The sequence below is a fragment of the Serratia sp. AR11 genome, from assembly GCF_056376275.1.
Genome location: NZ_CM150739.1, coordinates 450,943 through 463,321 on the forward strand (window position 1 = coordinate 450,943; position 12,379 = coordinate 463,321).

At 55.6% G+C, this 12,379-nt stretch carries 10 protein-coding genes; 2 read left to right on the forward strand and 8 right to left on the reverse strand.

Annotated features, from left to right (window positions below; translation table 11 throughout):
- Nucleotides 1-24: 24 nt before the first annotated feature.
- Nucleotides 25-2,163 (reverse strand): anaerobic ribonucleoside-triphosphate reductase, encoded by a 2,139-nt coding sequence (nrdD, locus tag ACSOSI_RS02140; protein WP_115183378.1) that lies wholly within the window; start codon nucleotides 2,161-2,163, stop codon nucleotides 25-27.
- Between the two features lie 272 nt (nucleotides 2,164-2,435).
- Nucleotides 2,436-3,344: a LysR family transcriptional regulator gene (locus ACSOSI_RS02145; RefSeq protein ID WP_261132247.1), complete on the reverse strand. Its 909-nt coding sequence runs from the start codon at nucleotides 3,342-3,344 to the stop codon at nucleotides 2,436-2,438.
- Nucleotides 3,345-3,448: 104 nt separating this feature from the next.
- Here ACSOSI_RS02145 and ACSOSI_RS02150 point away from each other — a divergent pair, with 104 nt between their 5' ends.
- Nucleotides 3,449-3,973: an NAD(P)H-dependent oxidoreductase gene (locus tag ACSOSI_RS02150; protein WP_476706457.1), complete on the forward strand. Its 525-nt coding sequence runs from the start codon at nucleotides 3,449-3,451 to the stop codon at nucleotides 3,971-3,973.
- A gap of 27 nt (nucleotides 3,974-4,000) precedes the next feature.
- On the opposite strand, the gene treC is transcribed toward ACSOSI_RS02150, so the two are convergent.
- Both treC and treB read right to left on the reverse strand, forming a co-directional pair.
- On the reverse strand, nucleotides 4,001-5,665 hold the full coding sequence (gene treC, locus ACSOSI_RS02155; protein ID WP_476706458.1) for an alpha,alpha-phosphotrehalase: 1,665 nt from the start codon (nucleotides 5,663-5,665) through the stop codon (nucleotides 4,001-4,003).
- A gap of 45 nt (nucleotides 5,666-5,710) precedes the next feature.
- Nucleotides 5,711-7,126, reverse strand: a complete 1,416-nt coding sequence (gene treB, locus ACSOSI_RS02160) for a PTS trehalose transporter subunit IIBC (protein ID WP_012004987.1) — start codon at nucleotides 7,124-7,126, stop codon at nucleotides 5,711-5,713.
- Between the two features lie 317 nt (nucleotides 7,127-7,443).
- Here treB and ACSOSI_RS02165 point away from each other — a divergent pair, with 317 nt between their 5' ends.
- Nucleotides 7,444-7,860, forward strand: coding sequence for an Exc2 family lipoprotein (locus tag ACSOSI_RS02165; RefSeq protein ID WP_261413992.1), 417 nt, complete (start codon nucleotides 7,444-7,446; stop codon nucleotides 7,858-7,860).
- A 96-nt stretch (nucleotides 7,861-7,956) separates the two neighbouring features.
- On the opposite strand, the gene ACSOSI_RS02170 is transcribed toward ACSOSI_RS02165, so the two are convergent.
- The 4 genes from ACSOSI_RS02170 to treR all read right to left on the reverse strand — a co-directional run bounded on the left by ACSOSI_RS02170 (nucleotide 7,957) and on the right by treR (nucleotide 12,232).
- Nucleotides 7,957-8,220, reverse strand: a complete 264-nt coding sequence (locus ACSOSI_RS02170) for a colicin immunity domain-containing protein (RefSeq protein ID WP_476706459.1) — start codon at nucleotides 8,218-8,220, stop codon at nucleotides 7,957-7,959.
- On the reverse strand, nucleotides 8,217-9,803 hold the full coding sequence (locus ACSOSI_RS02175; protein WP_476706460.1) for an S-type pyocin domain-containing protein: 1,587 nt from the start codon (nucleotides 9,801-9,803) through the stop codon (nucleotides 8,217-8,219). Before ACSOSI_RS02175 ends, ACSOSI_RS02170 begins: the two co-directional genes overlap by 4 nt.
- 71 nt (nucleotides 9,804-9,874) lie before the next feature.
- A complete protein-coding gene (locus tag ACSOSI_RS02180) occupies nucleotides 9,875-10,987 on the reverse strand; it encodes a tail fiber domain-containing protein (protein ID WP_476706461.1) in 1,113 nt (370 codons plus the stop codon).
- Nucleotides 10,988-11,284: 297 nt separating this feature from the next.
- Complete coding sequence (gene treR / locus ACSOSI_RS02185; RefSeq protein ID WP_476706462.1) at nucleotides 11,285-12,232, reverse strand: trehalose operon repressor TreR; 948 nt, start codon at nucleotides 12,230-12,232, stop codon at nucleotides 11,285-11,287.
- Nucleotides 12,233-12,379: the final 147 nt, after the last annotated feature.

The following is a 12,379-nucleotide window of genomic DNA, read 5'->3' on the forward strand; positions in this document are numbered from 1 at the left end:
GCCCTGATGCAGAGCGGCCCGGCGTTAGCCGATTTGCCCATTCCCCAGGTGTTTCACCCGGCGTTTCACTTCTTCCTGCTTACCGGCGTTGAACGGCCTGGCGTCCGGGCTGCCGAGGTAACCACACACCCGACGGGTGACGGACACCTTGGACGGCTCGTGGTTGCCGCATTTCGGGCAGGTAAAGCCCTTGCTGGTACAGGCAAACTCGCCGGTGAAGCCGCACTCGTAGCACTCATCGATCGGCGTATTGGTGCCGTAATAAGGTACGCGGCTGTAGCTGTAATCCCACACGTCTTCCAGCGCTTTCAGGTTGTGCTGCAGGTTCGGGTATTCGCCATAACAGATGAAACCGCCGTTGGCCAACGGGGGATAAGGCGCTTCAAAATCCAGTTTGTCGTAAGGATTAACCTTTTTCTCCACGTCGAGGTGGAAGCTGTTGGTGTAATAGCCTTTGTCGGTGACGCCCGGTACCACGCCGAAATCGGCGGTATCCAACCGGCAGAAACGGTCGCACAGGTTCTCGCTCGGCGTGCTGTACAGGCTGAAGCCATAACCGGTTTCTTCTTTCCAACTGTCGGTGGCGGCCCGCAGGCGGGCAACAATGGCAACCGCCTTGGCGCGCAGCGCTTCATCGTCGTAGACGTGCCGTTGGTCACCGAACAGCGCGTTGATGGTCTCATGCAGGCCGATATAACCCAGTGAGATCGACGCGCGGCCATTCTTGAAAATGTCGGCGATATTGTCGTCCGCCTTCAGGCGTACACCGCAGGCGCCTTCCATATACAGAATTGGCGCGACCCGGGCCTTGATGCCTTCCAGCCGGGCAATGCGCGTCATCAGCGCCTTTTTCGCCAACAGCAAACGCTGGTCAAGCAACTGCCAGAAGCGGTCTTCATCGCCGACCGCCTCCAGCGCAATGCGCGGCAGATTCAGGCTGATCACGCCGATATTGTTGCGGCCGTCGTGTACCAGTTCGCCATTTTCTTCATAGGTACCGAGGAAGCTGCGGCACCCCATCGGGGTTTTGAACGAGCCGGTGACTTTCACCACCTGATCGTAATTGAGGATGTCCGGGTACATGCGCTTGCTGGCGCACTCCAGCGCCAGCTGTTTGATATCGTAGTTCGGATCGCCGTACTGGTGATTAAGGCCGTCGCGGATGGCGAACACCAGTTTGGGGAACACCGCCGTCTTACGGTTCTTGCCCAGCCCGGCGATGCGATTTTGCAGGATTGAACGCTGGATCATCCGTGATTCCCAGCAGGTGCCCAGGCCAAAACCGAAGGTCACGAACGGCGTCTGGCCGTTGGCGGTGTGCAGAGTGTTGACCTCATATTCCAGCGACTGGAAGGCGTCGTAACACTCTTTCTCGGTGCGTGCCATGGCGTAGCCTTGCGCGTCCGGGATCTGCCACTGTTCGGCGACCTGCCGATGCTTGTTGAAGCTTTCGCTGACGAACGGGGCCAGGATCTCGTCGATGCGGTTAATGGTGGTGCCGCCATAAATATGGCTGGCAACCTGCGCGATGATCTGGGCGGTGACCGCGGTGGCGGTAGAGATCGACTTCGGCGGTTCGATCTCGGCGTTGCCCATCTTGAAGCCGTTGGTCAGCATGCCTTTCAGGTCGATCAACATGCAGTTGAACATCGGGAAGAACGGCGAGTAATCGAGATCGTGGTAGTGGATCTCGCCGCGCTCGTGGGCCAGCACTACGTCACGCGGCAGGATGTGTTGCTTGGCATAATGCTTGGCGACGATCCCGGCCAGCAGATCGCGCTGGGTGGGGATCACTTTGCTGTCCTTGTTGGCGTTTTCGTTCAGCAGCGCCATGTTGCTTTGCTCCACCAGGCCGCGGATCTCCTGGTTCAGCCGCCCGCGCAGTTCACGCGCTACGTCGCGATCGTGACGATATTCAATATAGGCGCGGGCCAGTTGCTTGTATTCGCCGGCCATTAGCTGGTTTTCTACCGCCTGCTGAATTTCATGGATATCAACGCGCTGCTGCTGTGACATCCGTTGAGCGACTACGCGGGCGACGGTAGCGCAGTAGTCGGCATTGACAATACCGACGGCCAGCGCGGCGCGCTCGATAGCCTGCCCAATACGTGCCTCGTCAAAAGGTACCTGACAACCGTCCCGTTTAATCACTACTGGTTTCACGTTGTTACTCCTTGTTCCCCGAGGGAGCGCTGATGCCCGGTAGGCTAAAAGCCGTTGGGTATCGGTATGATTTCGGCTTATCCACAGGGCAATGCCGCAGCGCACAAGGGCTGAAGCGACGTGTGGATGAATTTGTGGATAACTACTACATATAGGTGTTGGTGTTTCTTAATGCACTATATATAGATATTGGCGAGATTCTTTTGACGTAGAACAAGGAAATGGAAAGAGCGGGCGTTAGCTGTACAAGCCTGAATTTTTGGCCTGAAAACTCAGGCCGGGCGGTGACGGAAATGCTCGAGCAGGAACTCAACCCAGACGCGCACCCGCGGCGGCAGATCGGCGGAGGCATAGTACAGCCACAGTTGGGTCGGCCGCGGCCAGCAATCCGCCAGCACCGGCTGCAGGGTGCCTTGTGCAAAATGATGCTCTGCGTACCAACGGGCCAGGCAGACGATGCCCAGCCCGGCCAGCGCCGCATCCAGCAGCATTTCCGGGCGGCTGGCTACCAAACGGCCCTGCAGCTCCAGCGCTTTGGCTTCGCCCTGTTGTTGCAGCGGCCATTTTACGCTGCGACCGGTGGCCGGGTTGCGATGCAACAGGCAGTTGTGCTGCAACAGATCTTGCGGATCCTGCGGTATGCCGTGCTGCGCCAGATAGCCGGGCGAGGCCGCCAACACCATCTGCATCGGGTACAAGGATCGCGCCACCAACCGGCTGTCGGGATCGACCCGGCTGCCGATCCCCACATCAAAACCTTCCCCCACCAGATTGACCACCCGCGCATCCAGCGAAAGATCCAGGTCGATCTGCGGGTAACGCTCAAGGAATTGCGGGATCAACGGCATCAGCATCTGGCGGCCGAAACCGGGGATCATGCTGACGCGCACCGTACCGGAAGGGGTTTGCTGTGCGCTGCCGGCGGTTTCCAGCGTAGCGGACAGTGCCTGCCACAACGGCGCTACCTGTTGCAACAGCGCCTTGCCTTCATCGGTCAGCACCACGTTGTGGGTGTTACGCTGGAACAGCCGCAGCGCCAGTTTTTCTTCCAGCACGCGGATGTTCTTGCTGATGGCCGCTGGCGTGACGCCCAATTGACGTGCGGCGGCGGAAAAGTTCTGCGCCTGGGCGGCAGCAAGGAATGCCGGCAGCAGGCGGTGCACATCAAAGGGCAGCGACATAGTGGTTGATACTTTTAGTTGAAATTAAAGTGACAACTAACAGCCTACACCCGGCGCGTGAGAAATGGAAAAATGCGATATCAAATTTCAATCAAGGATCTCTTATGTCGCGCATTTTAGTGTTAACCGCCCACCGTTTTCCCGATGACTCACGGATCAACAAAGCGTTGATCGAAGCCCTACGTCCTTCGCCTAACGTGACTATTCACGAACTGATGCGTGCCTACCCGGACTATCAAATCGACGTGGCGCGCGAGCAGGAATTGCTGCAGGGCCATGATGCGGTGGTGATGCTGTTCCCATTCTACTGGTACAGCTCCCCGGCGATCCTCAGTGAATGGCAGGACGCGGTATTAACCCACGGTTTCGCCTACGGCAGCGAAGGCACCCAACTGCAGGGTAAACCGCTGCAACTGGTGGTCACTACCGGCGGCAATCAGCAGGCTTATACGCCAGAAGGTTATAACCGTTATCCGGTGGCAGATTTGCTGCGCCCGTTCCATGCGATGGCCAATCTGACCGGCATGGATTACCTGCCGCCGCATCTGGTGCAGGGGGTGTTTGATATGAGCGATGAACGCCTGGCGCAAGAGGCTGCCGGCGTGGTGGGGCTGCTGAAAAAACTGTAGGGCGCGGTTGGCCACGCCCCGACAGCATTAGTCTTCCAGCAGCCACCACACCGCTTCGAACGGGCGCAAGCTGGTGGCCAGCGGCTGGGCAGGGGCGTCGGCGTAGTTGCCCATCAGCGGTCGCCATAAAGCAGACGGCTCCACGCCTTCGGCCTGCCAGGCAAGCGGCTCGCGGCTGAGGTTGGCCACCACCAGCAGGCGCTGGCCATTCCAGCTGCGTTGATAGCACCACAACGCCGGGTGAGCAGGGGCCAGGTCACGGTAGTCACCGTGGGTCAGCAGTGGGTACTGTTTGCGCAGGGTGATTAACTGACGATAGGCGTAAAACACCGAATCCAGATCGGCCAGCGCCGCTTCGGCGTTGATCTGCGGATAGTTTTCCGCACAACTAATCCACGGCGTGCCCTGGGTGAAACCGGCGTTTGGCGCGCTACTCCACTGCATTGGCGTGCGGCCGTTATCGCGGGATTTGCTGGCCAGGATCGCTAGCAGCTCGGCGTCACTTTTCCCCTGCGCGCAGAGTTCGGCGTACATGTTCAGGCTTTCCACATCGCGATACTGTTCTATGGAGTTAAAGCCCGGATTGGTCATGCCGATCTCTTCGCCCTGATAAATGTAAGGCGTACCCTGCATGCCATGCAGCACCATCGCCAGCATCTTGGCGGCCGGCACCCGCAGTTCACCCTCGTCACCGAAGCGTGAAACGATACGTGGCTGATCGTGGTTACACCAAAACAGCGCGTTCCACGCCTGATTGTGCATGCCTTGCTGCCAATGGCTGAAAATCTGTTTGAGTTCGACGTAATTCGGCGCCGCCAGCGTCCATTTTTCGCCGCCGGCATAGTCCACCTTCAGGTGGTGGAAGTTGAAAGTCATCGACAGCTCTTCGCCGCTTTGCGCCGCGTACTGCCGGCAATGTTCCAGCGTGGTAGAGGACATTTCACCGACGGTCATCAGGCCACGCGGCTGAAACACGTCGCGGCTCATTTCCTGTAGAAATTCATGAATGCGTGGGCCATCGGTGTAGAAACGGCGGCCATCGCCCTGGTTATCGGACGGGAAATCCTGCTGCTTGGAGACCAGGTTGATCACGTCCAGGCGCAGACCGTCGACGCCTTTGTCGGCCCAGAACTGACAAACCTTCTTCAGCTCTTCGCGCACCGGTGGGTGCTCCCAGTTGAGATCTGCCTGCTCGGTGGCAAACAGGTGCAGATAATACTGGCCACTGTCGGCGTGCCACTGCCAGGCGTTGCCGCCAAACTTGGAGCGCCAGTTGTTTGGCAGGGTGTCGCCTTCACCATCGCGCCAGACATAAAACTGGCGGAACGGGCTTTCAGGATCCTGCGAGGCTTTAAACCACGGATGTTCGGTCGAAGTGTGGTTGAACACCATATCCATCACGATGCGGATGCTGCGCTGGTGGGCGGCGGCAATCAGCCGATCAAAATCCTCCATGGTGCCGTAGGCAGGATCGATGGCGCAGTAATCTGCCACGTCATAACCGTTGTCCACCTGCGGCGAGACATACACCGGCGTCAGCCAAATGGCGTCGATGCCCAGTTCCTGCAGGTAGTCCAGCCGCTCCGTCACACCGGCCAGATCGCCGTAGCCGTTACCGGTGCTGTCCTGAAAACTCTTCGGATAGATTTGATAGATGACGCCATTCTGCCACCAGGGGATTGGATTGCTCATATAAATACCTTAATAGGCCCGGCGTACCGGGCCCCTACATTTCAATCAGACCGGCAGCTCACCGCGGCTGGCCTTGCGTTTGTAAACCATGATGGTCAGTACCAGTGGGATCACCACCGCCACCAGGATCGCCACCGTGTAAATCATCCAGAACTGCGGTTTGATCGACAGAATGCCCGGCAAGCCACCGACGCCGATACCGTTAGCCATCACGCCGTCCAGGCCACAGATCAGCCCGGCGAAGGCGGAGCCGATCATTGCGCACAGCATTGGGAAACGGTATTTCAGGTTGATCCCGTACATCGCCGGTTCGGTGACGCCGAGGTAGGCGGAGATGGCCGCCGGCACCGAGATTTCACGTTCGTTGGCCTTGCGGCTGACAATAATAATGCCCAGCACCGCCGAGGCCTGCGCAATGTTGGACAGTGCGATCAGTGGCCAAACCGGGGTGCCGCCCATGCTCTGGATCATCTGCATATCGATGGCCAGCGTGGTCTGATGCACACCGGTAATCACCAGCGGTGCATACAGGAAGCCAAACAGCGCGGCGCCAATAGGTGCGAAGCTGCCGGTCATCACGGCTTTCACCGCCCAGGCTACCCCGTCGCCAATCATGCGGCCGAACGGCCCGATAAATGCGTGCGCCAGGAACACCGCCAGCAGCAGGGAAACCACCGGCACCACCACCAGATACAGGTAATCCGGCACGATCTTTTTCAAGCGGGTCTCAATCCAGCCCAGCGCCATACCGGCCAGCATGGAAGGGATCACCTGCGCCTGATAGCCGACTTTCTGAATGGTGAACCAGCCGAAGTTCCACACTTCCGGGATCTGCTGGCCGAGCTGATAGGAGTTCATCAACTGCGGGGACACCAGCGTGATACCCAGCACGATGCCGAGTACCGGCGTACCGCCCATTTTTTTCACCGTTGACCAGCAAATGGCGACCGGCAGGAACATGAAGATGGCTTCACCGAGCAACCACAAGAAGTCGTAGATGGTTTTCCACGCCGGATGCATCTGCGCCAGCGTTTGGCCGCCGGACATCGGGATGTCGCCGATGACGTTGCGGAAGCCGAGGATCAAACCGCCGCTGATCAAGGCAGGTAGCAGCGGGAAGAAGATTTCGGCGAAGTGCGAGATGGCGCGTTCGCTCCAGGTCATGTTCTGGCGTGCCGCGACTTTGGCCTGCTCTTTGTCGGCTTCATTGACGCCGGTGGTGGCGATCAGGGCCTGGTAGTAATCCCCGACCTCAGGGCCGATCACTACCTGGAACTGACCGGCGTTGGTGAAGCAGCCTTTGACCATCGGCAACTCTTCGATTTCTTTCGGTTTGGCCAGAGCTGGGTCATTGAGAACAAAACGCAGCCTGGTAATGCAGTGGCTAACGGTAGCGATATTCTCGCGCCCGCCCACCAGCACAATCAGGCGATCGATATCCTGCTGTTTTACTTTGCTCATTATTAGATACCTTTCTTGGTATGGGACTGCCGCAGAGGTGTTGTCGGAGTAATGATCAAAGCTTAGTCACTCCGCTTTTTTTATGGAATGGGAACGTTCCCGGTTTGGGGCGAGGATCACAAAACGATAAAAAAATGACCATTTATTCAACAGGGAATTTTGCGAGCCGGCCGAAACATCCGGTAATATTTTCTTGAACAAGCGCATTGGCGGCTATACTGTCACCCTTAACAATCAATAAGTTGATTGAAATTAGCGCGACTCATTAGTCCGATACGTTATGTGATCGTCGCTACCACACACTTTTTCAAGGAAGAATGATGACTTTGACATTGCCCCGAATCCTTATTGTCTTCACCGCGCTGTTCCTGAGCGCCTGCACTAGCCAAAAAAGCAGCCCGGAACGCCACGCCAAGCATGCGATTTATCAACTGGCGCGAGAGGATTTTTCCCCCGAAATGCGAACCCAAATTCCAGACTCGATAAAAGCCTCTATTCCGTTTTTTGACCAGTTCTATCAAATGGGGAAGGCCGATCGGGCCAAGGGATTGACGCGCCAGCAGGCAGAGCAGCAGGAAGCCTATTTCCGCAGCCCTGAATTCCTTAGTGAAATGGGGCAGAAAGGGAAATTTATCAATCAGGAATATTCAGTGGATAACCCGCAAAAACAACGCCAGATCCTGCTGGATTCCGCCGTGGCTACCTACTGGGATGGCTATGACGGACGGCCTTGAGGGGGATAGATAAATACGTTATTAATAAAAAATGCCCAATAAACGATAATTTGTTGGGCATTTGTTTAAATAATCCTGTTTAGAAATGGTGGAAGATTAAAGCAGATTAAATTTCTCCAGGGTCGCTTTTACTTCTTTTCTCAACTCAGACTCATCCAGTTCATAATCAGCACGATCTGAATCTGGATTATAAATCTCAGCCACCATAAATAGCTCTTCACCACAGTTTAAAACATTCCTTTCTTGTTCGATACCATATAATTTACGTCTTTCAACACATATTTCTTCAGAGAACTGAAGTGCATTAACTTTTGATTCTAAAAAACCTCTAGCTAATTCAATTATCGCCATTTTGTTCATAATTCACCTGTCTCTAAATATATTCTACCGTTATCCGCTTCGGGATTTATTTTCCACCCGGAGAGAAAATCGCCGTTGGCTTTGAGGATTACAATCCTCATACTGTTGGGATTGAAGTAAACTTTAGACCCTTTTTCCCGTCGGTATGTTCCCTTCTCTATGGTCTCTTTATCTGCCAAATGTGCATTGATCTCATCGCGGAATTTTGTCAGCGTTTCACGATTTTTCTTTGCGTCACTGATACCAAAATCAATGGCATGTTTGTATTTCTTGTCCAATTGTTTACGAGTAAAACGTCCTGAGTCAAGTGGATCACTTAGCATCACATAAATCGCTTCCACGCCGCTGCCTGTGGCGTCCGGCTGCCAGTAAATGAAATCCTGCAACTGCGGGACGTCGCTCGCCGGAAAGCTGGTGGTGACGATACTATCTGCCTGCTTTATGTCAGTGCCGGTATGCACCGGCGTCACTGGCACCGGGGCGTCGTTGCCGGTATGAGACGGGGCTGTAGGCCTTACAGGTGCCGGATTGATCAGGATGGTTCTCGATGGTGCCCCGGCCATCGCCGGTAACACTATTCTGTCCAGGCCCGTTTCTTTATCACGTACCGGGCGATGCACCGGCACGCTGGCGGAAACGCCGCCGGCCCCCGTTTTAACCAGTATCACCTCTTGCTGACCGTTGTTCCCCATGGTAATAAAACCGCGTACCGGTAAATTGACCACGTTCATTTCTGGTTGGACAGGGGAGTACCCGGCGGCAAATAGGCTTGCCTGGGCAGCAAACATCTCTATGTTGCGTCCAGGTACTATGTCACTACCCTCGCCAGCTTTCCGCGGCCAGAAGCCGATGACAAAAGCGCCCACAGTCGGACCTATAGCGCTGACTGTTGCTATTCGGGAAACTTCAGCTACGCCACGCCACACTGAGCTCGATACCCAGCCTGCCAACTCGCTGGCTGTCGTCATGGCGCTGTTAGCCACCGTAGATAACTGCACCATGCCGCCAGCACGGTTAAGCACGATTGTCCCTACTGCTGCCAATGCGGTATTGCCCGCTTTAACTTTTTCAGGGGTGTAAGTCGGGGCGTCTAAAATTCCCGCTCTTGCGAACAACGCTTTTCTGGCTTCTTCGGCCTTGCGGGCTTCTTCGGCCTTGCGGGCTTCTTCGGCCTTGCGGGCTTCTTCGGCCTTGCGGGCTTCTTCGGCTTTGCGGGCTTCTTCGGCCTTACGGACTTCTTCAGCCTTACGAGTTTCCTCGGCCCTGCGAGCTTCCTCGGTTTTCCGTATCTGCTCCTCTTTTTCCTGTTTTAATATCTCCTGCTGTTCTTGCCATATTTGTTGATATGCATCAAGCATGTCCCAAGAGTTACCACCAAGAATACCTGTCCACGGGTTATTTGTTGGGGTATTTGGAAATCCAATGCCTGTACCTCCTGTATGGTTGGAATTACCATTATTATTAGGGTTTACTGTTAGTATGTCACCGTTCCAACTACCTGAAGTTGGCCATCCCCACTGTGCCCCGTCCCATACCTGACCTGTCTCAGGTGGAGTACCATTATTATTACTGGAGTTTCCCATATAAATCCTTTTATTAACTTATTTAGATTCTGGTTTGCCTTCGGATAATATAAGTTAAATATTATTCTTATCTATTCCAACACCGCCAACCGAGTTTCCAGCGCAAGCCGGGCCTCACGTTCTTCCTTTAACGCCTCAACCAGTAACGCGACCACTCCGTTGATATTAATTCCGCGGGCGTCTTTCAAAACGCTGCCGTCATTTAATTTCAGTTCGGTGGTGGTGACGGATTGAGGTAATACGTTCTCTACTTCCTGGGCAATGACCCCGGCTTCCGGCACGCCCTGTTTCAGGTAGGTATAACCGCCAATTTTCCCCAGTTTCTCCAGCGCACCATCTATTTTCTCGATGTCGGTTTTCATCCGAATATCGGAGCTGCTGTTCCAGGCACCGTTGGTATACGCATGGCCATCATTGCGGAATTCATACCAGCCGTCAGCGCCTCCGTTGGCAACGTGCAGCGCCAGCATGTGGTGTTTGCCGATACGTTCATAGTGGTATAAGTCGGCGGACAGGTTTCCCGCTCCCTGTACATGCAGGCCGTTGGTAATGCGGTCGGCATTATTGTTAACGTTTTTATTGCCAGCAGCCCAAATCCAACCATCGGCATTGCGTTTGATTAATTGCCCCACTGAAAGCTCGGCGTTGGTCCTGACCTGTAATTCGTTCCAGTTCCCCTGCCAGTCACGGTAAGAGAGCAAGCCATGATCCTCCTTGCCGGCGACAACGCGCGATCCCATCAACATGGTGGTGGTCACATTGCCGCTGGTGAAACCGGCACTGACGTCGGCAGCATAGTAGACTTGCCCTGCGATCAGCGGTGTTGGGCCGGTGGTCGCAGTGGAAACACCGGCATTGTGCGACACCATCGCGCCGCCGGAAATATCCACCCCGTTACGCAGCGACACGCGGCCGGTTGAGAGGTTAAAGGAGAAGGGGCGCAGGGTGTTCCACTGCCCGTCCTGTGCCTGACCGCTTGGCGTGGTCAGGGCGTAAAAATGCTTACCGTCGTTACGCAGCATCACGCCGGTATTGCCGTTTGCCAGGCGAAAACCGTTTGCTGCTTTAGACACAATTTCACCGTCACTGACGACACGTTTACGCAGGGTGGTCAGTGATTTCAGCTCAGTCACATCGTCATTAACGCCGTTAGCCACCTGAGCATTTTTCTTTTCTTCAGCCATGATTATCTTCCTTTTCGACTCTCTGTTTCCTGATGGTTAACAGCGTCCGGTACCCTCCGTTGCTCCTGAATGGCAGGTCTGGGGAGGTACACATTCCGTGTGCTGAAAAACCGCTAAAACACACAGATAGCACTGTGTGTATAAACAGTAGTTTACTTGGCTGGGTGAGGAAGGTCGATTAGTGGTTGTTGTGTGGTGGCGGGCACAAAAATAGCGATGAATTGACGCCCACTGGGTGTGAGCATCAACAGGGGATTTCAGACTGGGGAATGTATGCGGATAAACAACTAACCGCCGTCAGGCGAGTTGGCTGGGTACGATGATCTGGCGGATGCCCTGTTCGCCGCTGAGCTGGCCCAGCAGCTGTTGTGCGGCCTGCAGCCCGGCCGTGCCGTAGCCCAGATCAACCGAAAAGGTTTCGGGGAACAGGAAGTTTAGCAGCGGAGTATTACCGATCCCGCACACCTGCAGCGGGGCAATATGCTGCTGTTGCAGGTATTTGATCGCACCCAGGGCGATAGTGTCGGAGGCGCACACCAGGGCGGTAGTCTGGGCATCGATGACCGAGGCAGCCAGTTGGAAACCGCTCTGATAGCTCAGTTCGCCCAGCGCCACGCTTGGGCTAATCTGCTGTTGCCGGCAGGCGTCGAGATAGGCCTGGTGGCGGCGCATACCGGTGGTGGCATCCGACAGTTGCACCCCCAGGTAGCCGATATGCCGGTGGCCCTGTTGCTGCAGGCGTTCCATCAGCAGCCGCACGGCACCGTCGTCGTCGTAGCAAACCGAAGAAAACCCCTCGTATTCGCGTGCCAGCACCACCATTTTATCCTGCCATGGGCTGAGCATGGCCGCCGTCAGGCCGGTGAAACCAAACAGGATCACTCCGTCGACATTACGCTGTTGCAGAACGTGCAAATGCTCTTCCACCAGCCGGGTCTCGAACTGGCTTTCCATCACGATCGGGTCGAAGCCGTGCTGATACAGCAGTGGCAACATGGTGCGTACCGCCTGGTTTTCAGACGGAGAGTCGAGACGGGAAACGATAATGCCGACCACTTTGTCGCTCTGGCCGCGCATGGCGCGAGCAGACTTGGACGGGCTGAACCCCTGCTGACGGATCACCGCTTCCACCCGTTCGCGGGTCTGCGGGCTCACGCTGCCTTCGTTGTTCAACACGCGTGATACGGTGGATTTACCTACGCCGCTCAGGCGTGCGATGTCCTTGATGGTCAGCCGGTTTTGCATGGTTTAATTTTCATTGAGGTTAAAAGGCGTAAACTGGCGGCCTACGCTGAATGCCCGTCAGCATAGCCTATTTTCCGCAACGGATCTTGGCGCTGTATCCGTCATCTTTCAAGTTGCAGCGTTGTTACCTGCACTTGCTCACCCCAG